Raw genomic sequence first — 24,315 nt, forward strand, 5'->3', positions numbered from 1 at the left:
GTTGCTGTGTACGTGTGTGAGCAGACGCTCACGCTTCATTGTTCCGCACGCGAGCGAAAGCGATGCTCCGGGGTGCCCCCGTGTCTGCTCCGGGTGGCCCTGTATCCGCCCCGGTTCGGCAGCGCCCCCAAAGGGGCGCGGGGCTGTGTCGATTTGCGGCTCCCCCGCGGCAGCGCCCCAAAGGGGCGCGGGGAACTGCGCGCCCAGCCACGACGGCGCCGCAGCCAACCGACGACGGACGCATCCTCGCCCCTCCCCGCGGAGCATTACGCCCCCGTGGGGTCCTCGCCGCGATCAAGAGCCTTCCAGATGTCCTCGGGCCGGTCGGGGTCAACCACTGGGGCCCGCCGGGGTCGAGGCGCCCCATTGCGTTCGTAGCGCCCCGACATCGCAGGCCAACGGCGGCCATAGAGGAGGGCGAGGAGACCAGCCAGCAGGATCAGCCCACCCCCGACCGCAGCGACGTACGGCCAGGCGGTGTGGTCGAAGGCGTGCACGACGGACGAGGTGTCGCCGGAGGCCTGCGCGGCCTTGTCGTCCAGCGCGGAGCTGTCCGTGGCACCGAGGAGCGCCGCGGCGACGATGCCCGCGCCGGAGAGCGCGAGGAGGGCGGAGACCGCGAAGCGGCCCGTCCTGCGGACCGCGAAGACGGCGACGAGCGCGGCGAGGCCCACTATGGCGAGCGCCGCGGGCACGCCCGTGACGTCGCTGCCCTTGGCGGACAGCGGGAACGCGTCGCCGGCCACCGTCGCGGTCCCCATCGACCATCGCTGACGGGTGGCCAGCAGCGCCACGGCCGCGCCGAGCGCACCGCTCAGCAGGGCCACGGCGAGGCTGCGGCGGCCGGCACGCGCGGGGCCTTCGCCTTCGGAACGGGGGTGAGGAACAGCAGCAGTCACGGAGTCCACTATCGCTCCAACCCCGGGCGAACTGTCACCCGGGGTTCATATGACCCTCGTCCTATTGCCCGAGCCGGTTCGCCGTGTGCACGGCGCGCAGGACCGCCGCCGCCTTGTTGCGGCACTCCTGGTCCTCCATCTCGGGGTCCGAGTCGGCGACGATGCCGGCGCCCGCCTGGACGTAGGCGGTGCCGTCGCGGAGCAGGGCCGTACGGATGGCGATGGCGGTGTCGGAGTCGCCCGCGAAGTCCAGGTAACCGACGCAGCCGCCGTACAACCCCCTTCTGGACGGCTCCAGTTCGTCGATGATCTGCATCGCGCGGGGCTTCGGCGCGCCGGAGAGGGTGCCGGCCGGGAAGCAGGCCGTGAGGACGTCGAAGGCGGTACGGCCGGGGGCCACGCGGCCGGTGACCGTCGAGACGATGTGCATCACATGGGAGTACCGCTCGACGGACATGAAGTCGACGACCTCGACCGAGCCGGGCTCGCAGACCCTGCCCAAATCGTTACGCCCGAGGTCGACCAGCATGAGGTGCTCGGCACGCTCCTTGGGGTCGGCGAGGAGCTCGTCGGCGAGGGCCTGGTCCTCCTGCGGGGTCGCGCCGCGGTGCCGGGTCCCGGCGATCGGGTGGACCATCGCGCGGCCGTCCTCGACCTTGACGAGGGCCTCGGGGGACGAACCGACCACGTCGAAGCCGTCGAAGCGGAACAGGTACATGTACGGGGACGGATTGGTCGCCCGGAGGACCCTGTACACGTCCAACGCGCTTGCCGTGCACGGGGTTTCGAAGCGCTGGGAGGGGACGACCTGGAATGCCTCGCCCGCGCGGATGCGCTCCTTGATGTCCTCGACGGCCTCCTTGAAGTCGGGGCCGCCCCACAGCGCGGTGTACTCGGGCAGCTCGGAGGGCGGGAGCTGGGCGGGCGGCTGGGCCACCGCGCGGGAGAGGTCCGCCTCCATGGCGTCGAGGCGGGCGATCGCGTCCGCGTGGGCCTCGTCGACACCGGTGTCGAGGTCGTTGTGGTTGATCGCGTTGGCGATCAGCAGGACCGAGCCCTCCCAGTGGTCCATCACGGCGAGGTCGCTGGTGAGGAGCATGGTCAGCTCGGGGAGCTTGAGGTCGTCGCGCTCGCCCGGGCCGATCTTCTCCAGGCGGCGGACGATGTCGTAGCCGAGATAGCCGACCATCCCGCCGGTGAAGGGCGGCAGGCCCTCCTGGTGGGGGGTGTGCAGGGTCTCGATGGTGGCGCGCAGGGCGGCGAGCGGGTCGCCGTCGGCCGGGACGCCGACCGGCGGGGTGCCGAGCCAGTGGGCCTGGCCGTCGCGGGCGGTGAGGGTGGCGGCGCTGCGCACGCCCACGAACGAATAGCGGGACCAGGAGCGGCCGTTCTCCGCGGACTCCAGGAGGAAGGTGCCGGGGCGCTCCGCGGCCAGTTTGCGGTAGAGCGCGACCGGGGTGTCGCCGTCGGCGAGGAGCTTGCGGGTGACCGGAATGACGCGACGGTCGGTGGCCAGCTTGCGGAACGTCTCGAGGTCCATGGCGGCTGACCCTACTGATCCGAGGCGGGGGTGTCGGAATCGCCGCCGTCCTTGAGGAGCACGTCCGCGTCGAAGCAGGTGCGGGCGCCGGTGTGGCAGGCGGCGCCGACCTGGTCGACCTTCACGAGGACCGTGTCGGCGTCGCAGTCCAGGGCGACGGACTTGACGTGCTGGAAGTGGCCGGAGGTGTCGCCCTTGACCCAGTACTCCTGGCGGCTGCGGGACCAGTACGTGCAGCGGCCCGTCGTCAGGGTGCGATGCAGCGCCTCGTCGTCCATCCAGCCGAGCATGAGCACCTCACCGGTGTCGTACTGCTGGGCGATCGCGGGGACGAGCCCGTCGGCGCTGCGCTTGAGGCGGGCGGCGATCTCGGGGTCGAGGTTGTTGCGCTGGGGCGTGCTGGTCATGGGGCCATTGTGCCGCGCCCCACTGACAGTCCTGGCCGGGCGTCCACTGTGCGGACTTGGGCGGCGGTCGTAGGCTGACGGTATGTCGACCTTCGCCAAGCGTGAACGACTTCTTCTCGCCGATCTCCTGGAGACCGCGGGCCCGGACGCCCCGACTCTCTGCGAGGGGTGGCGGACCCGTGACCTCGCCGCGCACGTCGTGGTGCGCGAGCGCCGTGCCGACGCCGCCGGCGGCATCATGATCAAGCAGCTCGCGCCGCGGCTGGAGCGGGTGATGACGGAGTTCGCGGCGAAGCCGTACGAGGAGCTGATCCAGCTGATCCGTACGGGCCCGCCGCGCTTCTCGCCGTTCCAGCTCAAGCAGCTCGACGAGGCGTCCAACACGGTCGAGTTCTACGTCCACACGGAGGACGTACGGCGGGCTCAGCCGGAGTGGACGCCGCGCGAGCTGGACCCGGTGTTCCAGGACGCCCTGTGGTCCCGTCTGGAGCGCATGGCCCGGCTGATGGGCCGCACCGCGCCGACCGGGCTGGTGCTGCGCCGCCCGGACGGGCAGACGGCGGTCGCCCACAAGGGGGCGCCAGTCGTGACCGTGACCGGTGAGCCCTCGGAGCTGCTGCTGTTCGCGCACGGACGGCAGAGCGTGGCCAAGGTGGAGCTGGACGGCGACGAGAACGCGATCGCCAAGCTCCAGGAGGCCAAGCAGCTGGGGATCTGAGCCCGCACCCGCAGGGCGGGCCGGTCGTCAACTGGGCGGGTCAGCCGGGGAGTTCGGCCCGCCGCAGGTCCCGCACGCACAGCGCTACGACCCCGCCCAGCCCGCAGACCACCGCGCTGCCGACGAACACCGGGCCGGTGCCCCACGCCCCGATCGCGGCGGCCGACAGCGGCATGCTCAGCGGGGCGAAGCCGAGGCTCACCAGGCTGGACACGGCGGTGACGCGGCCGAGGTAGGCGGGATCGGCCTGAGTCTGCAGCAAGGCCCCGCACAGCGCGCCGCTGAGGCCGGCGAGCAGCCCGATGAGCAGGGCCACCCCGACCGCCCCGAGGACGCTCGGGACGAAGGCCAGGGCGCCGATGGCGACGGAGCCCGCGACGATCGAGCAGCCGGCCAGCCACCCCGCGTGCGGCAGCCGGCCCCGCACGGTCAGCAGCAGGGCCGCCGCCCCTGCGCCGGCCCCGAAGCCGGAGAGCACCCAGCCCATGCCCGACGCACCCCACCCGCGCTCGTCCGCGAGCAGGGTCAGGCCCACGTTGAGCGGGCCCACGAAACCGAGGTCGCCGAGCGCGATGGCCAGCATCAGCGGGGCGAGGACGCGGTGGCCGCGGATGTAGCGCAGGCCGGCCCGGAGGTCGTCGACAGGGGATGCCGGGCGGGCGTCGGCCTTGTCGGGGACGGGGGCGCCCCGCGCTTCGGAGTCGGCCGCGATTACGGCACCTGCGCCGGGCGCCGGGCCACGACCGCCCGCGGCGGCATCCGTATCGCCGGCGCCGCCGAGCGCGTCGGCCTTGGCGTCGGCCGGCAGTTCCCGCATCCGTACGGAGATCAGCAGCGGCACCGACACCGCGATCAGCAGCCCGGCGAGCGCGAACGCCGCCGCCGCGCCGCCGATCGCGACGCCGAGGCCGCCGAGCGGGGCGCCGACGATGCTCGCGAAGCGGATGCCGATGCCCCGCATGCCCTGCACGCGCGCGAGTTGGTCACGGCTCGTCACGCGCGCGGGGAGTGCGCCCACCGCCGGCATGAACACCGCGTCGACCGTCCCGAACACCACGGCGAGCAGCGCCAGCGGCCACAGCCCCGGGCTCGTCAGGAACAGCAGCGCGGCCACCGCCAGCACGGCCGCGCAGCGCACCGTGTCGCTCCCGATGACCACCCGGCGCGGCCCGAACCGGTCGGCGACCACTCCCCCGCCCAGCATCAGCAGGGCCCGCGGCACGGCACTGACCGCCATCACGACCCCGGCCTGCGCGGGCGAGCCCTGCTGTACGGCCGCCCAGGACAGGGCGATGTAGTACACGCTGTCGCCGACCATGGACGCCGTGTACGCACCGAGCCAGCGCAGGACGTTGGGGTCGCGGTGGGCGGGTCTGCCGGTGACCGGGCCGGTGGCTATGAGCGTGGCGGACACGGGAGTTCATCCTCTCCGGGGGCTCAGACGCGGAACGGGAAGCCGTACATGTGCAGCGCGACGTTCTCGCGCTCTTCGGTGTCGCCGGCGGTCTCGGCGTCCCGGCCGCGCGCTTCGTACTTCCTGACGACCGCGAGCAACTCCTCGCCGAGCGCGGTCAGTTCGGCCGGGGTCAGCCGCAGCCAGGACTCGCTGTCCTGGGCGGCGGTGTTCCAGTCGGGGCCCCAGGCCGCGCGCGCGTCCAGGTAACGCCGGTAGAGGTCGGCGCGCTGCTCATGGAAGAGACGGGCCGCCGCCGTGTGGACCGCCGCCTTCTCCGGGGCGTCCCGGAAGTCCGCGTCCTTGATGCTCACGCCGGGGGACGACAGCTGCCACCAGCGCTCCCGGCCGTCCGCGCGCTGCGGCTCGGCCTCCTCGATCAGACCGTGGTCGGCGAGCTTGCGCAGGTGGTAGCTGACCAGTGAGACGGCCTCGTCCACCTGGTCGGCGAGTTGTGAGGCGGTCGCGATCCGGGCCACGGAGAGGATCCGGTACAGGTTCGCCCGCAGCGGGTGCGCGAGCGCCTTCAGCGTGCCCACGTCCGTGATCCGGCGGTTCTCCTTGCTCGGCATGCCTTCACCGTAGATACAAAAGAAAAGTTGCGCAATATTTCTTTCGCATCTGCCCACAAGTAAGCCCCGACCACCAGGCAGCCGGGGCTTACAGCACCTCTACGGAGTCACCGCACCGGACATCACCGCACCGGGTGACCCGCTTCCCGCAACGCCTGCTTCACCTCGCCGATCCGCAGATCCCCGAAGTGGAAGACCGAAGCCGCCAGCACCGCGTCCGCCCCCGCCGCCACCGCTGGCGGAAAGTCCGCGAGCTTGCCCGCGCCCCCGGAGGCGATGACCGGCACGGTCACGTGCTTGCGTACGGCCGCGATCATCTCCAGGTCGTAACCGTCCTTCGTGCCGTCCGCGTCCATCGAGTTGAGCAGGATCTCCCCCGCCCCCAACTCGGCCGCCCGGTGCGCCCATTCGACCGCGTCGATGCCGGTGCCCTTGCGGCCGCCGTGGGTCGTGACCTCGAAGGACCCGCTGTCGGTCCGCCGCGCGTCCACCGACAGCACCAGCACCTGCCTGCCGAACCGCTCCGCGATCTCCCGGATCAGCTCGGGCCGCGTGATCGCCGCCGTGTTGACGCCGACCTTGTCCGCGCCCGCCCGCAGCAGCTTGTCCACGTCCTCGGCCGTGCGGACGCCGCCGCCGACCGTGAGCGGGATGAAGACCTGCTCGGCGGTGCGGCGGACCACGTCGTACGTCGTCTCGCGGTTGCCGGAGGACGCGGTGATGTCCAGGAAGGTCAACTCGTCGGCGCCCTCGGCGTCGTAGACCTTGGCCATCTCGACGGGGTCGCCCGCGTCGCGCAGGTTCTGGAAGTTGACGCCCTTGACGACCCGGCCGTTGTCGACGTCCAGGCAGGGGATCACTCGTACGGCCAACGTCATGCCGAACCTCCGCCCTCTGCACCGGAGCGGTACGCCTCCACCTCGACCTCGACGACCAGGCTCGGGTCGACGAAGCCGGACACGATGATCATCGAGGCGGCGGGGCGGATCGCGTCGAAGAGTTCCTTGTGGGCGCGGCCCACGTCCTCAACGTCCCGGGCATGGGTGATGTACATACGGGTGCGCACCACATCGGCGGGGCCGAGACCCAGTTGCTCCAGCGCCGAGAACGCGACGTTGAACGCGTTGACCGTCTGCTCGTAGGGACCGCCCCCGGCGATCTCGCCGTCCACTATCGACGTGCACCCGGAGACCAGCACCAGGCCGTTCGGCAGCTCCACCGCGCGGGAGTAGCCGAAGGCGTCCTCCCAGGGGGCGCCGGTCGCGACGCGTCGTAGTTCGGTCACCGGGCCACCGCCTCCAGGGCCTCTTCCAGGGTGAACGCCTTCGCGTACAGGGCCTTGCCGACGATGGAGCCCTCGACGCCGAGGGGGACCAGCTCGGAGATGGCGCGGAGGTCGTCCAGCGAGGAGACCCCGCCGGAGGCCACGACCGGGCGGTCGGTCGCCGCGCAGACATTGCGCAGCAGCTCCAGGTTGGGGCCCTGGAGGGTGCCGTCCTTGGCGATGTCGGTGACCACGTACCGGGCGCAGCCCTCGGAGTTGAGGCGATCCAGCGTCTCGTAGAGGTCGCCGCCGTCACGGGTCCAGCCGCGTCCGCGCAGGGTCGTGCCGCGTACGTCGAGGCCGACCGCGATCTTGTCGCCGTGCTCGGCGATGACCTTGGCGACCCACTCCGGGGTCTCCAGCGCGGCGGTGCCGAGGTTCACCCGGGTGCAGCCGGTGGCGAGGGCGGCGGCGAGGGTGTCGTCGTCGCGGATGCCGCCGGACAGCTCGACCTTGATGTCCATGGCGCCGGCGACCTCGGCGATGAGCTTGCGGTTGTCGCCGGTGCCGAACGCGGCGTCCAGGTCGACGAGGTGCAGCCACTCGGCGCCGGAGCGCTGCCAGGCGAGGGCGGCCTCCAGGGGGGAGCCGTAGGAGGTCTCGGTCCCGGACTCGCCGTGCACCAGGCGGACGGCCTGGCCGTCGCGGACGTCCACGGCGGGGAGGAGTTCGAGCTTCGAAGGCATCAGAGGGTTCCGATCCAATTGTTCAACAACTGCGCTCCGGCGTCGCCGGACTTCTCGGGGTGGAACTGCGTGGCCCACAGGGCGCCGTTCTCCACGGCGGCCACGAAGGGCTTGCCGTGCGTCGACCAGGTCACCAGGGGGGCGCGCATCGCCGGGTTCACGACTTCGAGGGACCAGTCGTGGACGGCGTAGGAGTGCACGAAGTAGAAGCGCGCGTCCGCGTCGAGGCCCGCGAAGAGCTGGGAGCCCGCCGGGGTGTCCACGGTGTTCCAGCCCATGTGGGGCACGATCTCGGCCTGGAGCGGCTCGACGGAGCCCGGCCACTCGTCCAGGCCCTCGGTCTCCACGCCGTGCTCGATGCCGCGCGCGAACAGGATCTGCATGCCGACGCAGATGCCCATCACGGGGCGCCCACCGGCCAGCCTGCGCCCGACGATCCAGTCCCCGCGCGCCTCCTTCAGGCCCTGCATGCAGGCGGCGAAGGCACCGACACCGGGCACCAGGAGGCCGTCCGCGTTCATGGCCTTGTCGTAGTCACGCGTTATCTCGACCTCGGCACCCGCGCGCGCGAGAGCACGCTCGGCGGAACGGACGTTCCCGAAGCCGTAGTCGAAGACGACGACCTTCTTGGAGGCGTTCCCCGCGCTCAACTCCACACCGCCAACCGCATGACCCCCGCGACCAGACACATCGCCGCGCCGATGGAGACCAGCACGATGAGGCTCGCCGGCATCTTCTGCTTGACGAAGGAGTAGACCCCGCCGAGGAGGAAGAGTCCGACGACGATCAGAAGGCTGGAGAGGCCGGTCACAGCGCGCCCTTCGTGGAGGGGAGGATGCCGGCCGCGCGCGGGTCGCGCTCGGAGGCGTAGCGCAGGGCGCGGGCGAGGGCCTTGAACTGGCACTCCACGATGTGGTGCGCGTTGCGCCCGTACGGCACGTGCACGTGCAGCGCGATCTGGGCCTGGGCGACGAAGGACTCCAGGATGTGCCGGGTCATCGTCGTGTCGTACTCGCCGATCATCGGCGCCATGTTCTCGGGCTCGGTGTGCACGAGGTACGGGCGGCCGGAGAGGTCGACGGTGACCTGGGCGAGGGACTCGTCGAGCGGAACCGTGCAGTTCCCGAATCGATAGATCCCCACCTTGTCGCCGAGCGCCTGCTTGAAGGCGGCGCCGAGCGCGAGGGCGGTGTCCTCGATGGTGTGGTGCGAGTCGATGTGCAGATCGCCCTCGGTCTTCACGGTGAGGTCGAACAGACCGTGCCGGCCGAGCTGGTCGAGCATGTGGTCGTAGAAGCCGACCCCGGTCGACACGTCGACCTTGCCGTGCCCGTCGAGATCGATCTCGACGAGGACCGACGTCTCCTTGGTCGTCCGCTCCACCCGTCCTACGCGGTTCATGTGCTCTGCTCCTTCATCAACTCACGGACCGCGTCGAGGAACGCGTCGTTCTCTTCGGGGGTTCCGGCGGAGACCCGCAGCCACCCCGGGATGCCGTTGTCCCGGACCAGGACGCCCTGGTCGAGGATCTTCTGCCAGGCGGTGTGCGAGTCCGCGAACCGCCCGAACTGCACGAAGTTCGCGTCGGACTCGACGACTTCACATCCGAGGGCCTTCAACTCGCCCACCAGCCGGTCCCGTTCGGACTTCAGCTGCTCGACATACCCCAGCAGTGTGTCGGTGTGCTCCAGGGCGGCCAGCGCGGTCGCCTGCGTGACGGCCGACAAGTGGTAAGGCAGCCGTACGAGTTGGACGGCGTCGACGACGGCCGGGTGCGCGGCGAGATAGCCGAGGCGGAGCCCGGCCGCCCCGAACGCCTTCGACATGGTCCGCGAGACGACGAGATTCGGCCGACCTTCGAGCAGCGGCAGCAGCGAGTCGCCGTGGCTGAACTCGACGTACGCCTCGTCGACGATCACCATCGACGGCTTGGCGGCCTGCGCGGCCTCGTACAGGGCGAGGACCGTCTCGGGCGGAACGGCGTTGCCCGTGGGGTTGTTGGGGGTCGTGACGAACACGACGTCGGGCTTGTTCTCCGCGATCCACCGCTCGGCGGCGGCGAGATCGATCGTGAAGTCCTCGTTGCGCGGCCCGGAGATCCACCCGGTCCCCGTGCCGCGCGCGATGAGCGCGTGCATCGAGTACGACGGCTCGAAGCCGATCGCGGTACGGCCGGGCCCGCCGAAGGTCTGCAGCAGCTGCTGGATGACCTCGTTCGAGCCGTTGGCCGCCCACACGTTCTCGACGCCGACCCGGTGACTCCCGGTCTTCGTGAGGTAGTTGGCCAGCTCGGTGCGCAGCTCTACGGCGTCCCGGTCGGGGTAGCGGTTGAGATCGCGGGCGGCTTCACGGACCCGCTCGGCGATCCGCTCGACCAGTGCCTCGGGCAGCGGGTAGGGGTTCTCGTTGGTGTTCAGCCGTACGGGCACGTCCAACTGGGGCGCGCCGTAAGGGGACTTGCCGCGCAGTTCGTCCCGTACGGGAAGATCGTCGATTCCGAAGCTCACTTGCCGGGCACCTTCCAACCGAACCTTGCCTTGACCGCCGCGCCGTGCGCGGGCAGGTCCTCCGCCTCCGCCAACGTCACGACGTGATGCGCCACGTCGGCGAGGGCGTCGCGGGTGTAGTCGACGATGTGGATGCCGCGCAGGAAGGACTGCACGGAGAGCCCGGAGGAGTGGCAGGCGCAACCCCCGGTCGGCAGCACGTGGTTGGAGCCGGCCGCGTAGTCGCCGAGGGAGACGGGCGCCCAGGGTCCGACGAAGATCGCGCCCGCGTTCCGCACTCGGTTGGCGATCTCAAGAGCGTCCGCGGTCTGGATCTCCAGGTGCTCGGCGCCGTACGCGTCGACGACCCGCAGGCCCTCGTCGATGCCGTCGACGAGGACGATCGCGGACTGCCGGCCGGCCAGCGCCGGGGCGATCCGGTCCTCGATGTGCTTGGTGGCCGCGACCTGGGGTTCGAGTTCCTTCTCGACGGCGTCCGCGAGCGTCACGGAGTCCGTGACCAGGACGGCGGCGGCGAGCGGGTCGTGCTCGGCCTGGCTGATCAGGTCGGCGGCGACGTGCACCGGGTCGGCGGTGTCGTCGGCGAGGACCGCGATCTCGGTCGGGCCGGCCTCGGTGTCGATGCCGATCTTGCCGGTGAAGTAGCGCTTGGCGGCGGCGACCCAGATGTTGCCGGGCCCGGTGACCATGTTGGCCGGGGCGCAGGACTCGGTGCCGTGGGCGAACATCGCGACGGCCTGGGCACCGCCGACGGCGTAGACCTCGTCGACGCCCAGCAGCGCACAGGCGGCGAGGATCGTCGGGTGCGGCAGGCCTCCGAACTCGGCCTGCGGCGGCGAGGCGAGCGCGACGGACGGGACACCGGCCTCCTGGGCAGGCACCACGTTCATGATCACGGACGACGGGTACACGGACCGGCCACCCGGGGCGTACAGCCCCACCCGGTCCACCGGCACCCACTTCTCGGTGACCGTGCCGCCGGGCACGACCTGCGTGGTGTGGGTCGTACGGCGCTGCTCGCGGTGGACGAGCCGGGCGCGCCGGATGGACTCCTCCAGGGCCGCGCGCACCTCCGGGTCGAGCTGCTCCAGTGCGTCGCTGAGCGCCTGCGCCGGGACCCGCACCTGCTCAAGGCGTACGCCGTCGAACTTCTCGGCGAAGTCGATCAGCGCCGCGTCACCCCGATGATGCACGGCCTCGCAGATCGGACGCACCTTCTCCAGGGCGGCCGAGACGTCGAAGTCGGCTCGGGGCAGCAGGTCGCGCAGGGCGGGTCCCTCGGGGAGGGCGTCGCCGCGCAGATCGATTCGGGAGATCACGCGCCAATTCTCTCAGACGGCGATCGAGGGCCGCTCACGCATATCAATGGCTGATACAGAACGTGGCCGGAACCCGGAAGATCCCCTTCACGTCTAGTGTTCCGGGCGTCACGGAGCGGGCATGAACAGCTGTGCGAAACCCGTGAGTAGTTGAGAGGGATGAAAGAGCAGTGACCGAGGGTGCCGGCATCCGCGCGGGGGATGTGCCGGACGATGCGACCGCCGCCGAGGCCGGTATGTGGCAGGCCTTCCGCAATGGCAGCGTGTACGACCTGAGCAGCGGCGACAGTGTCGTCGACGATCCGCACGGCGGACATCCGTGGGGCCCGGAGCGGACCGTGCGGGCGCGGTTCGTGTGCTGGCTGCTCCTCGACGGCCCGCCCGCGCTGTCGGGCCGGGTGTCCTCCCTGAAACTCACCGGCGTGCAGATCAGCGGCGTCCTGGACCTGGCGGGCGGCACCGTCACGCCGTACGTCGAGCTGAAGGGCTGCCGTTTCGAGCGGGAGGTGCTGCTGCCCGAGGCCCGCTTCCAGACCGTACGGCTGGTGAACTGCTCGGTGCCGCGGCTGGAGGCGGCGCGGGTGCACACGGAGGGTGACCTGCATCTGCCGCGCTGCCGCTTCCACAACGGCGTACGGCTGACCGACGCGCACATCGGCACCGATCTGCTGCTGAACCAGGCGATCGTCTACCGGGACCGCACCGGCCGTTCGATCGCCGCCGACGGGATGACCGTGGGCCAGGATCTGCAGGCCGAACTCCTGGAGTCACACGGCGAGTTGAGCCTGCGCAGTGCCAAGGTGGGCGTCTCGCTGAGCCTGCGCGGCGCCCGGCTGGCGAACCCGTACGGCCGACTCGCCCTGAACGCGCCCCAGTTGACCGTGGGCCGCACCCTGTACCTCACCCCGGCGGGCGTCGGCGGCCCCTGGCTGAGCGGCACGACTCCCGCGCGCGGGACGCGCATTCAGCGTTTCTCGTGCCAGGGCGGGGTGCGGCTGGACGACGGCCGGTTCGGGGACGCGGTGGACCTGGAGCGGGCCCGGTTCACCTTCACGGACGACCAGGAGCTCTCCCTCCTGCGCGTCCAGGCACCGGAGTTGCGCTTCCTCGGCGAGAAGCCGCAGCGCGGGAAGGTGGTGCTGTCGGGGGCGCGGGTGGTCAACCTGATCGACGGGGCGGGCAGTTGGCCGGGCCCGGGCAACCTCCACATGGGCGGCTTCACGTACGAGAACCTCGTACCGCAGGGCCCGTTCCCGCTGGACGCGCGCCTCGACTGGGTGGCCGCGGCGACCGCCGAGTACGCCCCGGAGCCGTACGAGCGGCTCGCGACCGTGCTGCGCGACGCCGGTGAGGACGAGGACGCGCGCGAGGTGCTGCTCGCCAAGCAGCGACGGCGCCGGGAGAGCCTGCCGATCGCGGCCAAGGTGTGGGGGTTCGTGCAGGACTGGACGGTCGCCTACGGGTACCGGCCGGGCCGGGCCGCCGTGTGGATGGCGGTGCTGTGGGCGGCGAGCTCGCTGGCCTTCGCACACGCCGACCACGCGCCGGTGAACAGCACCGGGCACCCGCCGTGGAGCCCCGCCCTGTTCGCGCTGGACCTGCTGCTGCCGGTGATCGACCTGGGGCAGGCGGGCCAGTGGCAGCTGCACGGCGGCTGGCAGTGGCTGTCGGTGGCGCTGATCCTGCTGGGGTGGATCCTTGCCACGACGGTCGCGGCGGGCGCCACACGGCTGCTCAGACGCGGCTAGGACCGTCCTCCCGGAGCCCGCGCGCACAGCACTCGAACAGTTGAGCAACAGTCACCTTTTACCTGGGCTTGACCGAGGCGCGTACAACTTTCAGCCGGGTGGTCAAACGGTCTGGCGCACTCCGGATCGGCGGTCTTTCAATGGTCGACACCATGGCTCTGCTGCGCGCGTTCATCCGCACCGCCCGGATGGCAAGGAACACCTCGCGGCTCGCCGCCGGGCTGCCGGCCGACGACGAGGTCCTCCTCGACGCCCCCGACGACCGGCTCGGCCCCGCGCTGGTCGCGGCCGGACGGGGCGAGTACGGGCCCGCCTCCGAGCTGCTGGCCGCCACGCGCGCGTCGGCGGAGTGGGAGGACCGCGACCGCCACACACGCCGGCTCGCCGCGTTCGCCCGCAGCCGCCCGGAGTGGCTGGACGACTGGTGCGCGGCCGCCCCGCGGAACCCGGACGCGCTTCTCCTCACGGCCCAGCTGGCGATGGACCGCGGCTGGGAGTCGCCGGCCCGCGCCGAACTGCTCCGCGAGCTGTGCCCGCTGATCACGGCGGCGGCCGAGGCCGAGCCGCGCGACCCGGTGCCGTGGCGGATCGCGCTGGACCGGGCGCGGGGCACGAACGCCGGGCACGCGGAGTTCGAACGGCTGTGGGGCGAGGCGGTCCGCCGCTCCCCGCACCACTACGGCTGCCATGTGGCCGCCCTCCAGTACCTGTCCACGGCCTGCTGCGCGCAGTGGGGCGACACGCCCCACACCGCCCGCTGCTCCCACCGAGAGTGCTTCGACTTCGCCGAACCGGCCGCGCAGGACGCCCTGCCCGGCTCGCTCGTCCAGGCCCTGCCGGTCCGCGCGGCCTTCGCGTGCCTGACCGACGGCTGCGCTCCCACGGTCCCCCGCGCCCGATTGGACGCGGCGGCCGACCTGGCGATCGCCCTCTCGGCCACGTACGCGGCGGCGGACCCGTGGCCCGCAGAGGTCCGCAACCTCCTGGCCTACGTCCTCATCCGCCTGGAACGCTGGACGGACGCGCTGGACCAGCTCCGGCTGATCGGCCCGTACGCCACGTCGTTCCCCTGGGACCGGATATCCGACGACCCGCTCGGCCAGTTCCTCGAAGTCCGGGACGGCATACGGATAGCGGTGGCCTCGGAACTGCCGTTGGGCGGCCCCATTCCCCAGGCCCTGCGGGCGATTCCAACCCAGCCGTGGGCGTTCGAGGACGCACCCGGGTATCCACGGAGTGAGCACGGCGGACGTGCCCGCTCCGGCGACCATTAGGCTTTTGCGCCGTGACCACCGTCCGGCTGCCGCTCTTCCCCCTGAACTCGGTTCTGTTCCCGGGGCTCGTGCTTCCTCTGAACATTTTCGAGGAGCGCTATCGCGCCATGATGCGCGATCTGCTCAAGACCCCTGAGGAGGATTCGCGCCGATTCGCCGTCGTGGCCATCCGCGACGGCCACGAGGTGGCATCGACCGCCCCGGGCATGCCCGACCAGACGGCCGTGCCCGAACGCGGGCCCGCCGCCGGCTTCAGCCCCGACCCGCTCAAGGCCTTCCACTCGGTGGGCTGTGTCGCAGACGCGGCCACGATCCGCGAACGCGCCGACGGCACCTTCGAGGTACTGGCCACCGGCACGACCCGCATGCGCCTGCTCTCCGTGGACGCCTCGGGCCCGTTCCTGACGGCCGAGCTGGAGGAGCTGCCCGAGGAGAAGGGCGACGAGGCGGGCGCGCTGGCCGAAGGCGTGCTACGCGCGTTCCGCCAGTACCAGAAACGCCTGGCGGGCGCCCGCGAACGCACCCTGTCCACGGGCGAGGCCGAACTCCCGGACGAGCCGGCGGTGGTCTCCTACCTGGTGGCGGCGGCCATGATGCTCGACACGGGCACGAAACAACGTCTCCTCCAGGCCCCCGACACCGCCTCCCGCCTGCGCGACGAACTGAAACTCCTTCGCTCCGAGACGGCCATCATCCGTAACCTGCCCTCCCTACCGGCATCGGACCTGACCCGAGGCCCGACAAGCCTGAACTGACGCGGGAGTTCCCTGATGGCCAAGAAGCAGAAACAGCAGCAGTCGGGCGGCACCCCGGCGACGGTCGCCCTGACGACCGCGGGGGTGCCGTACGAACTCCACGCCTACGACCACGACCCCTCCCACCCGTCCTACGGCGAGGAGGCGGCCGAGGCGATGGGCGTCTCCCCGGACCGGGTCTTCAAGACCCTGCTGGCGGACGTGGACGGCGCCCTGACGGTCGCCGTGGTCCCGGTGGCAGGCCAACTGGACCTGAAGGCGCTCGCGTCAGCCGTAGGCGGCAAACGCGCCACGATGGCCGACCCCACCCTCGCCGAACGCACCACGGGCTACGTCCGAGGCGGCATCTCCCCCCTGGGCCAGCGCAAAAAACTCCGCACGGTCCTGGACGCCTCGGCCACCACCCACCCCACGATCTGCGTCTCCGCCGGCCGCCGCGGCCTGGAGGTCGAACTCTCCCCCGAGGACCTGAAAACCCTCACCGCCGCGGTACTGGCCCCCATCGGCCGTGCGTGACCCCTCGACGCCGTCCCTGTCCTCGGTTAAGAGGAAGAGACATGTCGAAGAAAACGCGGAAACGAAAGTGGCGCATCAGAAAGCACAGGGCGAACCACGGGCGGAGGCCGGCGTAGGCGTTTCGGGCGGGCGTGACTTCTGAACGCGGGCGAGGAACGCGGCCCGTCCGGCGTTCCTCGAGGGGCTGCAACTTCTCGACACAGGCCGCCACATCCAGCCCGCCCGGCGTTTGAGGACGGGCGTTCCTCGAGGGGCTGCAACTTCTCGACACAGGCCGCCACATCCAGCCCGCCCGGCGTTTGAGGACGGGCGTTCCTCGAGGGGCTGCAACTTCTCGACGCGGGCCGCCACATCCAGCCCGCCCGGCGTTTGAGGACGAGGCCGTTCAGGCCGAAGGGGGTCTGGGGGCGCAGCCCCCAGGCGGGGCGGAAGGGGCGGCAGCCCCTGGGGATGGGACGGGTAGGGGCGGCGGGGGCGAGAAAACCTAGGACAGAGGAGCCCCGTACCCATCCGTAGGTCCAACCCCCTGCTGCACATACCCCGGCTCAGGATCCCGGGGCCCGAACAACGCCGTCAGCCCCAGATGAACGACCAGCGCGGCAACCGGCCAGGCCAGCAACGCCCCCTTCGCCCCCAACTTCAGCGGCGCGGAGAACGTAACCCCCTTACCCACAGCCTTGGCGTGCGCGAGCACATCCTTGGTAGGCCCGAACCACATCCCCAGCCGCCACGCGATGAACGCGGCGAGCAACCCACCCAGGGCCAGCGCGGCGACCAGCGGCACTCCCCCACGCCGCCGCAGCAGAAAGACAACAAGCGCGCTCACGACCCCAAAGGCGACGGCAAGCAGAGTGAACGTTCCGTCCACCCCCACGGCCTGCTCACCCTCGGAGTCCTTGAGGTAGACGACCCAGCTCTTGTCGACCACGTCCCCGACCAGCGGAACATGCGGCGCAAGCCACCACCACAGCACCCCGAGCAACACCCCAGCGACCGCCGAGGCGACGGTGACGACCACGGCCTCGATCAGCTCGGTCTTGATCCCGGGCCCGTCCGCCCCGTAGGACGCTTCCTGCGGGGCGTACACGGGATACCCGGCCCCCGGGTCTCCGGGGGCGTCCGTGGCACCCGGGGAATCCGGGGAATCGGGGTCACCCGGCGGCTGCCACGCATCGTGCGGGGACTGGTCACGCGGCGGCGGAGGCGGAGTCAGCGGTGCGGTCACTCTGCCATCGTGCCAGGCCCGGCTGTGCGGCGCGTCACCGGACGGCAGCCCGACGGTACGCCCAGGCGGCGACGGCCAGCGAAACGACCCCGACCCCGGCGCATACGGCGAGGTCACCGAGGACGAGCGCCCAGTCCGGATGCGCCCCGAACGTCTGCGCGAACGCCTCCACGCCGTACGTCGAGGGCACCAGATCCCGCAGGAACCGCACCGCGTCCGGCATCCGGTCAGCGGGCAGCACACCCAGCAACAGGGCCGCAGACATCCCCAACTGCCCGAGCAGCGTGGCGAGTTCGGGCCGAGGCGCCAGCAGCCCCAGCGCCGCCCCGAGTCCGGCGAGCGCGGCCCCGGCGAGCGGGATCACCGCAGCCAGGATCCAGATGTTCCCCATCGGCAGCCCGAACAGCACGCACCCGAAGACGGCGGTCAGCACGGTCCCCGGCACGGTGAAGGAGGCGTACGCCCCCGCCGCGCCCAGCACCACGGCCGCGGGCGGCACCGGCAGGGTGGCGTAGTGGTCGAGCCCGCCGCTGCCGCGCAGCTGCCCGAAGTACTGCGCGAGGAGGTTGAGCCCGACGTAGGCGACGACGAGCACGGACGAGCCGGCGACCACGAACTGGGCGTCGTGGCTCCCGCCGTCGACGACCCCGCGCATCATGATCAGGATGCCGACCGACTGGAAGGTCGCCACGAACAGCAGCGGGATCCGCGCGACCCGCGCCCGGGACAGCTGCGCCCGGTACACGGCGGCCATGGACGGCCACAGCCTGGCCTTCGGCCCCAGCTCGGCCGCGCCACCATCGGCGGCCTCCGGCACGGCCAGGGGACCACTCGGCAGAACATCGGCGGATACGACAGTCACGTCGCGCTGCTCCTCTCGACGCCGGAAGTCGTCCTGTCCCCTAGGGATACAACGACATTCGCCCTGTCCCATACGGATACGACGGCCCGTGCACTCATGCCTTCACCAGCCCCTGCGCGTTCCCGCCCAGCGTCAGATACACGTCCTCCAGGCTGGGCGTGGCCAGGGTGAAGTCGTCGAGGGCCGCGAAGGCCGCCCCGCCGGTCACCGTGGCGACGGCCACCCGGGCCTCCTCGGGGGCCAGCCTGAGCGTCCAGCGGCGGCCGGACTCGACGGCCCGGTCCCGCAGCGCGGCGACCTCCGGGACGTCCAGCGGCGGCTTCTCCCGCCACACCAGCTCGACCCGCACCTCGCCCGCGACCTGTTCCTTGAGCCCGGCGGGGGTGTCGCAGGCGATGACCTTGCCCTGGTCGAGGACGGCGACCCGGTCGAGGACGGTCTCGGCCTCGATGACGTTGTGGGTGACGAGCAGCACGGTGGACCCGCGCTCGGCCCGGCGCCGGTCGACGGCGGACCACACGGCCCTGCGCGCCACCGGATCCATCCCGGTGGTCGGCTCGTCGAGCACCAGCAGCGACCGCTCCCCGACCAGCGCGGCGGCGACACACGCCAGCCGCCGCTGCCCACCGGACAGCTTCTTCAGCGGCCGCCCGGCAAGGGCCGTAAGCCCCAACTCGTCCAGTACGGCGTCCCGTTCGGCCCGCGCCTCGCGCAGGTCCAGGCCGCGCAGCCGGGCGGTGGTCTCGGCGGCGAGCGACACGGTGAGTTCGTCGAGGGCGGAGGACTCCTGGCCGAGGTAGGCGAGGATCCGCGCGGCCCGCTCGGGGTGGCGGACGATGTCGTGGCCGAGGATCTCGACGCTGCCGGCGTCGGGCCGCATGAGCCCGGTCAGCTGGCGTACGAGGGTGGACTTGCCGGCGCCGTTCGGGCCGAGCAGTCCGAAGATCTCGCCCCGGCGGATGTCGAGGGTCACGTCGTCGGTGGCCCGCACCTCGGGGGTTCCCGGCGCACCGCGCCGTCCGCGCACCGCCGGATAGGTCTTGCTGAGCCCGCGCACCGCACACACGACATCATCACCGTGTCGAAGTGCCTGTCCCGCGCGCGTACTCACGGGACGAGACTACGGGGTCCGGGAGCCCCGCCCGTTCGCGGGTCGGTCGAGAACGGCACAATCGCCGGTAAAGCCGTCCTGCCGGCACGCGGCCCGGCCGGCTCCGCTCACTCCCCGGCGGGCGCGTGCTCCGCGGCCGTCCGTACGTCGATCTCGCGCCAGAAACCGGCCCGGATCGCGTACCGGTCGTGCTCGTCGATCTGGTCGTCCTTGTGCGCGAGGAGGCCGAACCGGGCGGCGTAGCGCAGCAGTTCGCCGTCGATGCGGTGCGGGACGCGGGGGTACATCCCGGACAGTTTCTGCAGGTGGCTGCCGTGGTCGCCGAGGCGGCCCATCCAGCGGCGGGCGAAGACCTGGCCCACTTCGTAGGGGTCGCCGCCGACCGTGGTGATGTCCTCCTCGCGGTCGGCCCAGCGCTGCTCGGCGGTGGTCAGCTGCGCGAGCGTCGGCATCGAGGCGACCTCGGGCGGCTCGGTGGCGCCGCCCGGCCGGTCGACCCACCCTTTGTCGGAGGACCAGCGCAGGGTCGCGCTCGCGGGCTGCTGCGCGGGCGCGGCGGCACCGGGGGCCTTCAGGCTCGCGAGGTCCTTCGGGGTGGGCACGCCCTTGGGCGCGGGCACCCGCTCCTGCGAGCCGTTCTCGGAGCCGGCCTCGGCGGTCGCGTGCTCGCTCTCCTCGGCCGGCCGCTCACGCGCGGCCGGCGCGGACTCGGGCAGCGGCGCGGACAGGATCGCGGCGATCTCCGGCCGCGGCACGGGCGGCGGCGCGCACACCCCGCCGAGATCCTTCGCCCGTACGGCCTTGGTGATCCAGGTCCGGTCCAGCACCCGCCGCTCGTCGGCCTCGGCGACCAGGTCCTCGGACTGGTTGTAGTCCCCGTCCGCGGCCTGCACGGCCCACAGGTGTACGGCGACGCCGTGCTCCTTGGCGGCCATCATGCCCGGCAGCAGGTCGCCGTCGCCGGTGACGAGGACGACGTCGGAGCAGGCGCGGTTGCGGGCCAGCTCGGTCAGCTCGGCGTGCATGGCGGCGTCGACGCCCTTCTGCGCCCAGCGGCCGTCGCTGCGGGTCAGGGCGCCGAGGCGGACGGTGACGCGGGGCATCACGCGGAGCCTGCGGTGCTCGGGCTGGGGGACGCGGTCGGGGGCGCCGTCGAACCAGTAGATGCGCAGCAGGGGTCGTTCCGTGTCGGACTCGGCGCGCTCGCGCAGGCCCTGGATGAGGGCGGCGTGATCGACGGTGATCCTGGAACGCGAGGGCTCTCCGGCGAGGAGACTTGCCGCCGCCCCCAGCAGGTACCCGGCGTCCACCAGGACGATGCAGCGGTCCACGCGACTCACCCTCTTCCCGGTCGGTTCACTTCGGGCTTGCTTCGAGTCTGCCCGACCGCGCAGGGGTTAACGGCCCGAACTCGATCTTCGGCGTGGCGTTTCGGGGCTGCTCTCTCGCACCAACCATGTCACACACGGTAATTATCCGAAATGCGTTCTTCGTCAGGCTATGTGAATCTGGTCGCGGCCCTGGCCCCTAGATCCCCTCAGGAGGCAGATCACCATGGCCAAGAACAAGCACCGTGACCGCAAGCAGCCGCAGTCCGAGCGCGCCCAGGAGCAGGCCACGTCGTCCTCGATGGAGGCACAGGCCGAACAGCGCATATCCCAGGCGACGCCGAGCGACATGGCCCGCAAGGGCAAGCAGAAGCGCTTCGGTCACAACTGAGGCCTGCTTTAAGGGTTGTTGAACGACTGAGGGGCGCATCCGTTGGCGGATGCGCCCCTCAGTCGTGTCCCTACGCCTGGTGCTCAGCCCGCCAGGCAGGCCGCGCCGAGCAGCACCTTCAGGTCGCCGAACAGCGCCGGGTCGGGCTTCACCCGGTGCTTGTCCAGACGCAGGATCGTGGTCTTGGTCGGGCCCTGGAGCTTGATGCGGACCTCGCTGTCGCCCCGGTGGTGGCTGAGGATCTCACCGAGCCTGCTGACCATGGGCGGAGTGACCCGGGTCGCCGGGATGGTGAGGATCACGGGCGCGTTGGTGCCCACGTTCGACACGTCTGGGACCTGCATCTCCATCGCGACCAGGCGCGGCACGTCCTCGCGCTTGTCGAGGCGGCCCTTGACGAACACGATGGTGTCCTCGACGAGTTGGGTCGACACCAGCTGGTAGGACGCCGGGAAGAACATGCACTCGATGGAGCCCGCGAGATCCTCGACGGTGGCGATCGCCCAGGCGTTGCCCTGCTTGGTCATCTTGCGCTGGAGGCCCGAGATGATGCCGCCGATGGTGACGACCGCGCCGTCCCCGTGCTCACCTCCGGTGAGCTGGGCGATGCCCGCGTCGGCCTTGTCGGACAGTACGTGCTCCAGACCGAAGAGCGGGTGGTCGGAGACGTACAGACCGAGCATCTCCCGCTCCTGGGCGAGGAGATACGTCTTCTCCCACTCGTCGGTGGTGAACTCCACGTCGAGTCCGAAGCCGGGCTCGCTGGTGTCCTCGTCGCCCATCCCCCCGAAGAGGTCGAACTGCCCCTCGGCCTCCTTGCGCTTGACCGCCACCACGTTGTCGATCATCGGCTCGAAGTGCGCGGTGAGGCCCTTGCGGGTGTGCCCCAGGGTGTCGAACGCACCGGCCTTGATGAGGGATTCGGTGGTCCGCTTGTTGCAGGCGGCGGCCTCGACCTTGTCCAGGTAGTCGGGGAAGGAGCCGTACTTCCCCTTCGCCTTGCGGGACCTGATGATCGAGTCGACCACGTTCGTGCCGACGTTGCGCACGGCCTCCAGGCCGAAGAGGATCACGTCGTCGCCCTGGGCGGCGAAGTTGTGCACCGACTCGTTCACGTTCGGCGGGAGCACCTTGATCTTCATGCGGCGGCACTCGTTCAGGTAGATCGCGGACTTGTCCTTGTCGTCCTTGACCGAGGTGAGCAGCGCCGCCATGTACTCGGCCGGGTAGTTGGCCTTCAGGTAGGCGGTCCAGTACGAGACCAGGCCGTACGCGGCGGAGTGCGCCTTATTGAACGCGTAGCCGGCGAAGGGGACCAGGACGTCCCACAGGCCCTGGATCGCCTCGTCGCTGTAGCCGTTCTTCTTGGCGCCCGCCTGGAAGATGGTGAAGTTCTTCGCCAGCTCGTCGGGCTTCTTCTTGCCCATCACGCGGCGCAGGATGTCGGCCTCGCCGAGCGAGTACCCGGCGACGATCTGCGCGGCCTTCTGCACCTGCTCCTGGTACACGATCAGGCCGTAGGTCACCGCGAGGACCTCCTCAAGAGGCTCCTCCAGCTCCTTGTGGATCGGGGTGATCTCCTGGCGCTTGTTCTTGCGCTCGGCGTAGTTGATGTGCGAGTTCATGCCCATCGGGCCCGGGCGGTACAGGGCCGAGACGGCGGAGATGTCCTCGAAGTTGTCGGGCTGCATCTGGCGCAGCAGGGAGCGCATCGGGCCGCCGTCGAACTGGAAGACGCCCAACGTGTCGCCGCGGCAGAGCAGTTCGAAGGTCTTGGGGTCGTCCAGCGGAAGGGCGAGCATCTCCAGGTCGATGCCCTTGTTGGACTTCACCATCTTGATGGCGTCGTCCATGATCGTGAGGTTGCGCAGGCCCAGGAAGTCCATCTTCAGCAGGCCGAGCGACTCGCACTGCGGGTAGTCCCACTGCGTGATGGTCACGCCGTCCGTGTGGCGGACCCACACCGGGGCGTGGTCGACGATGGGTTCGCTGGACATGATGACGCCGGCCGCGTGCACGCCCATCTGCCGGACCAGTCCCTCGACGCCCTTGGCGGTGTCGATGACCTTCTTGACGTCCGGCTCGTTCTCGTACATCCCGCGGATCTCGCCCGCCTCGCCGTAGCGCGGGTGCTTGGGGTCGGTGATGCCGGAGAGGTCGATGCCCTTGCCGAGGACGTCGGCGGGCATCGCCTTGGTGAGCCGGTCGCCCATCGCGTACGGGTAGCCCAGCACGCGCGCGGAGTCCTTGATCGCGTTCTTGGCCTTGATCTTGCCGTAGGTGCCGATCATGGCGACCTTGTCGGCGCCGTACTTCTCCGTCACGTACCGGATCACCTCGACGCGCCGGCGCTCGTCGAAGTCGATGTCGACATCGGGCATGGAGACGCGCTCGGGGTTGAGGAACCGCTCGAAGATCAGGCCGTGCGGGATGGGGTCGAGGTCGGTGATGCCCATGGCGTACGCGACGATCGAACCGGCCGCGGAGCCACGGCCGGGGCCGACCGCGATGCCGTTGTTCTTCGCCCACATGATGAAGTCGGCGACGACGAGGAAGTAGCCCGGGAACCCCATCTGGATGATGACGTCCATCTCGTAGTCCGCCTGCTTCTGGCGGTCGTCGGGGATGCCGTTCGGGAAACGGCGCTCCATGCCCCGGCGCACCTCCTCCTTGAACCAGGTGACCTCGGTGAAGCCGTCCGGGATGTCAAACTTCGGCATGAGGTTCTTGGCCTCGAACATGCCCGAGGTGTCGATCTGTTCGGCGACCAGGAGGGTGTTGCGGCAGCCCTCCTGCCAGGCGTCCGAGGAGTCCACGGCGTACATCTCGTCGGTGGACTTCAGGTAGTAGCCGGTGCCGTCGAAGCGGAAGCGGTCCGGGTCGGAGAGGTTCTTGCCGGTCTGGATGCAGAGCAGGGCGTCGTGCGCGACGGACTCGTGGGCGTACGTGTAGTGCGAGTCGTTCGTCACCAGGGGCGGGATGCCGAGCTTCTTGCCGATGTCCAACAGGCCGTCACGGACCCGGTGTTCGATCTCGATGCCGTGGTCCATCAGCTCCAGGAAGTACCGGTCCTTGCCGAAGATGTCCTGGTACTCGGCCGCCGCCTTCAGGGCCTCGTCGTACTGGCCGAGGCGCAGCCGGGTCTGCAGTTCGCCCGAGGGGCAGCCGGTGGAGGCGATGAGGCCCTCGGACCACTGGGAGATGGTCTCCTTGTCCATGCGCGGCCACTTCTGGAGCCAGCCCTCGGCGTACGCGTCCGAGGACAGCTTGAAGAGGTTGTGCAGGCCCGTCTTGTTCGCCGCCCAGATCGTCTTGTGGGTGTAACCACCCGAACCGGACACGTCGTCGCGCTTCTGGTGCGGCTGGCCCCACTGGATCTTGCGCTTGTTGCGCCGCGACTCGGGGGCGACGTACGCCTCGATGCCGATGATCGGGGTGACGCCCGCCTTCTTCGCCGTGTGGAAGAAGTCGTAGGCCCCATGGAGGTTGCCGTGGTCGGACATCGCGATATGGGTCATGCCCATCTCGTTGCACGCGTTGAACATGTCCTTCAGCCGCGCGGCACCGTCCAGGAGCGAGTACTGGGTGTGGACATGCAGGTGCGTGAACGGCGGCTTTGACACGGCTTGGCCTCCAGGGATAACAGGGGAAACGATCGACAAAGAGCAGCGGACGGTCTG

The 24,315-nt window shown here is 70.8% G+C and carries 24 protein-coding genes; 6 read left to right on the top strand and 18 right to left on the bottom strand.

Annotated features, from left to right (window positions below; translation table 11 throughout):
• Positions 1–266 precede the first annotated feature (266 nt).
• Genes R2B38_RS08945 through hisI form a run of 3 tightly spaced genes read right to left on the bottom strand, consistent with a single transcriptional unit; the run spans position 267 to position 2,846 of the window.
• On the bottom strand, positions 267–908 hold the full coding sequence (locus tag R2B38_RS08945; protein WP_318015745.1) for a TIGR02234 family membrane protein: 642 nt from the start codon (positions 906–908) through the stop codon (positions 267–269).
• Between the two features lie 52 nt (positions 909–960).
• On the bottom strand, positions 961–2,439 hold the full coding sequence (locus tag R2B38_RS08950) for an anthranilate synthase component I (RefSeq protein WP_318015746.1): 1,479 nt from the start codon (positions 2,437–2,439) through the stop codon (positions 961–963).
• 11 nt (positions 2,440–2,450) lie between these two features.
• The gene (hisI, locus tag R2B38_RS08955) at positions 2,451–2,846 is read right to left on the bottom strand and encodes a phosphoribosyl-AMP cyclohydrolase (RefSeq protein WP_318015747.1); all 396 of its coding nucleotides are present in this window, start codon (positions 2,844–2,846) and stop codon (positions 2,451–2,453) included.
• An 82-nt stretch (positions 2,847–2,928) separates the two neighbouring features.
• On the opposite strand from hisI, the gene R2B38_RS08960 reads away from it, so the two are divergent.
• Positions 2,929–3,564: a TIGR03085 family metal-binding protein gene (locus tag R2B38_RS08960; RefSeq protein ID WP_318015748.1), complete on the top strand. Its 636-nt coding sequence runs from the start codon at positions 2,929–2,931 to the stop codon at positions 3,562–3,564.
• Between the two features lie 40 nt (positions 3,565–3,604).
• On the opposite strand, the gene R2B38_RS08965 is transcribed toward R2B38_RS08960, so the two are convergent.
• From R2B38_RS08965 to hisD, 10 genes are all read right to left on the bottom strand, one after another.
• A complete protein-coding gene (locus R2B38_RS08965) occupies positions 3,605–4,978 on the bottom strand; it encodes an MFS transporter (RefSeq protein WP_318015749.1) in 1,374 nt (457 codons plus the stop codon).
• Positions 4,979–5,001: 23 nt separating this feature from the next.
• Positions 5,002–5,589 (bottom strand): helix-turn-helix domain-containing protein, encoded by a 588-nt coding sequence (locus R2B38_RS08970; protein WP_318015750.1) that lies wholly within the window; start codon positions 5,587–5,589, stop codon positions 5,002–5,004.
• A gap of 122 nt (positions 5,590–5,711) precedes the next feature.
• Positions 5,712–6,467, bottom strand: a complete 756-nt coding sequence (gene hisF / locus R2B38_RS08975) for an imidazole glycerol phosphate synthase subunit HisF (protein WP_318015751.1) — start codon at positions 6,465–6,467, stop codon at positions 5,712–5,714.
• On the bottom strand, positions 6,464–6,874 hold the full coding sequence (locus R2B38_RS08980; RefSeq protein ID WP_033284491.1) for a RidA family protein: 411 nt from the start codon (positions 6,872–6,874) through the stop codon (positions 6,464–6,466). The genes hisF and R2B38_RS08980 overlap by 4 nt, the downstream gene beginning before the upstream one ends.
• Entirely contained in the window at positions 6,871–7,599 is a 729-nt protein-coding gene (gene priA / locus R2B38_RS08985; RefSeq protein ID WP_318015752.1) for a bifunctional 1-(5-phosphoribosyl)-5-((5-phosphoribosylamino)methylideneamino)imidazole-4-carboxamide isomerase/phosphoribosylanthranilate isomerase PriA, read from the bottom strand. The genes R2B38_RS08980 and priA overlap by 4 nt, the downstream gene beginning before the upstream one ends.
• Positions 7,599–8,255: an imidazole glycerol phosphate synthase subunit HisH gene (hisH, locus tag R2B38_RS08990; protein ID WP_318015753.1), complete on the bottom strand. Its 657-nt coding sequence runs from the start codon at positions 8,253–8,255 to the stop codon at positions 7,599–7,601. The genes priA and hisH overlap by 1 nt, the downstream gene beginning before the upstream one ends.
• Positions 8,246–8,410: a hypothetical protein gene (locus R2B38_RS08995; RefSeq protein WP_019062288.1), complete on the bottom strand. Its 165-nt coding sequence runs from the start codon at positions 8,408–8,410 to the stop codon at positions 8,246–8,248. Before R2B38_RS08995 ends, hisH begins: the two co-directional genes overlap by 10 nt.
• Positions 8,407–9,000, bottom strand: a complete 594-nt coding sequence (gene hisB / locus R2B38_RS09000) for an imidazoleglycerol-phosphate dehydratase HisB (RefSeq protein ID WP_043675308.1) — start codon at positions 8,998–9,000, stop codon at positions 8,407–8,409. Before hisB ends, R2B38_RS08995 begins: the two co-directional genes overlap by 4 nt.
• Positions 8,997–10,106, bottom strand: coding sequence for a histidinol-phosphate transaminase (locus R2B38_RS09005; protein WP_318015754.1), 1,110 nt, complete (start codon positions 10,104–10,106; stop codon positions 8,997–8,999). Before R2B38_RS09005 ends, hisB begins: the two co-directional genes overlap by 4 nt.
• Positions 10,103–11,425: a histidinol dehydrogenase gene (hisD, locus tag R2B38_RS09010; RefSeq protein WP_318015755.1), complete on the bottom strand. Its 1,323-nt coding sequence runs from the start codon at positions 11,423–11,425 to the stop codon at positions 10,103–10,105. Before hisD ends, R2B38_RS09005 begins: the two co-directional genes overlap by 4 nt.
• 170 nt (positions 11,426–11,595) lie before the next feature.
• Between hisD and R2B38_RS09015 the strand changes: the two genes are divergently transcribed.
• The 4 genes from R2B38_RS09015 (at position 11,596) to ybaK (ending at position 15,718) form a co-directional block, all read left to right on the top strand.
• Positions 11,596–13,173 (top strand): oxidoreductase, encoded by a 1,578-nt coding sequence (locus R2B38_RS09015; protein WP_318015756.1) that lies wholly within the window; start codon positions 11,596–11,598, stop codon positions 13,171–13,173.
• Positions 13,174–13,313: 140 nt separating this feature from the next.
• Positions 13,314–14,447 (top strand): hypothetical protein, encoded by a 1,134-nt coding sequence (locus R2B38_RS09020; RefSeq protein ID WP_411978431.1) that lies wholly within the window; start codon positions 13,314–13,316, stop codon positions 14,445–14,447.
• 11 nt (positions 14,448–14,458) lie between these two features.
• Positions 14,459–15,202: an LON peptidase substrate-binding domain-containing protein gene (locus tag R2B38_RS09025; protein WP_318015758.1), complete on the top strand. Its 744-nt coding sequence runs from the start codon at positions 14,459–14,461 to the stop codon at positions 15,200–15,202.
• 15 nt (positions 15,203–15,217) lie between these two features.
• Positions 15,218–15,718, top strand: coding sequence for a Cys-tRNA(Pro) deacylase (ybaK, locus tag R2B38_RS09030; protein WP_318015759.1), 501 nt, complete (start codon positions 15,218–15,220; stop codon positions 15,716–15,718).
• A 484-nt stretch (positions 15,719–16,202) separates the two neighbouring features.
• Here the strand turns inward: ybaK and R2B38_RS09035 are convergent, their stop codons facing one another.
• From R2B38_RS09035 to R2B38_RS09050, 4 genes are all read right to left on the bottom strand, one after another.
• The gene (locus R2B38_RS09035; RefSeq protein ID WP_318015760.1) at positions 16,203–16,943 is read right to left on the bottom strand and encodes a DUF2567 domain-containing protein; all 741 of its coding nucleotides are present in this window, start codon (positions 16,941–16,943) and stop codon (positions 16,203–16,205) included.
• 34 nt (positions 16,944–16,977) lie between these two features.
• Entirely contained in the window at positions 16,978–17,805 is an 828-nt protein-coding gene (locus R2B38_RS09040; protein ID WP_318015761.1) for an ABC transporter permease, read from the bottom strand.
• Positions 17,806–17,899: 94 nt separating this feature from the next.
• The gene (locus tag R2B38_RS09045) at positions 17,900–18,871 is read right to left on the bottom strand and encodes an ABC transporter ATP-binding protein (protein WP_318021618.1); all 972 of its coding nucleotides are present in this window, start codon (positions 18,869–18,871) and stop codon (positions 17,900–17,902) included.
• Between the two features lie 152 nt (positions 18,872–19,023).
• The gene (locus R2B38_RS09050; RefSeq protein WP_318015762.1) at positions 19,024–20,247 is read right to left on the bottom strand and encodes an NYN domain-containing protein; all 1,224 of its coding nucleotides are present in this window, start codon (positions 20,245–20,247) and stop codon (positions 19,024–19,026) included.
• A gap of 223 nt (positions 20,248–20,470) precedes the next feature.
• Here R2B38_RS09050 and R2B38_RS09055 point away from each other — a divergent pair, with 223 nt between their 5' ends.
• Positions 20,471–20,635 carry a hypothetical protein gene (locus R2B38_RS09055; protein WP_019067731.1) on the top strand — a complete coding sequence of 55 codons (165 nt, stop codon included), beginning with the start codon at positions 20,471–20,473 and terminating at the stop codon, positions 20,633–20,635.
• Between the two features lie 83 nt (positions 20,636–20,718).
• On the opposite strand, the gene dnaE is transcribed toward R2B38_RS09055, so the two are convergent.
• Entirely contained in the window at positions 20,719–24,258 is a 3,540-nt protein-coding gene (dnaE, locus tag R2B38_RS09060) for a DNA polymerase III subunit alpha (RefSeq protein WP_318015763.1), read from the bottom strand.
• Positions 24,259–24,315: the final 57 nt, after the last annotated feature.

Origin of the sequence: Streptomyces sp. N50 (genome assembly GCF_033335955.1) — a bacterium.
GTDB lineage: Bacteria > Actinomycetota > Actinomycetes > Streptomycetales > Streptomycetaceae > Streptomyces.

Bases quoted from the DNA above. Each gene is read 5' to 3' on its own strand.
- R2B38_RS09020 (WP_411978431.1), top strand. From the start codon at position 13,314: ATGGTCGACACCATGGCTCTGCTGCGCGCGTTCATCCGCACCGCCCGG.
- R2B38_RS08950 (WP_318015746.1), bottom strand. From the start codon at position 2,439: ATGGACCTCGAGACGTTCCGCAAGCTGGCCACCGACCGTCGCGTCATT.
- ybaK (WP_318015759.1), top strand. From the start codon at position 15,218: ATGGCCAAGAAGCAGAAACAGCAGCAGTCGGGCGGCACCCCGGCGACG.
- R2B38_RS08960 (WP_318015748.1), top strand. From the start codon at position 2,929: ATGTCGACCTTCGCCAAGCGTGAACGACTTCTTCTCGCCGATCTCCTG.
- hisF (WP_318015751.1), bottom strand. From the start codon at position 6,467: ATGACGTTGGCCGTACGAGTGATCCCCTGCCTGGACGTCGACAACGGC.
- hisI (WP_318015747.1), bottom strand. From the start codon at position 2,846: ATGACCAGCACGCCCCAGCGCAACAACCTCGACCCCGAGATCGCCGCC.
- R2B38_RS08970 (WP_318015750.1), bottom strand. From the start codon at position 5,589: ATGCCGAGCAAGGAGAACCGCCGGATCACGGACGTGGGCACGCTGAAG.
- hisB (WP_043675308.1), bottom strand. From the start codon at position 9,000: ATGAACCGCGTAGGACGGGTGGAGCGGACGACCAAGGAGACGTCGGTC.
- R2B38_RS09055 (WP_019067731.1), top strand. From the start codon at position 20,471: ATGGCCAAGAACAAGCACCGTGACCGCAAGCAGCCGCAGTCCGAGCGC.
- priA (WP_318015752.1), bottom strand. From the start codon at position 7,599: ATGCCTTCGAAGCTCGAACTCCTCCCCGCCGTGGACGTCCGCGACGGC.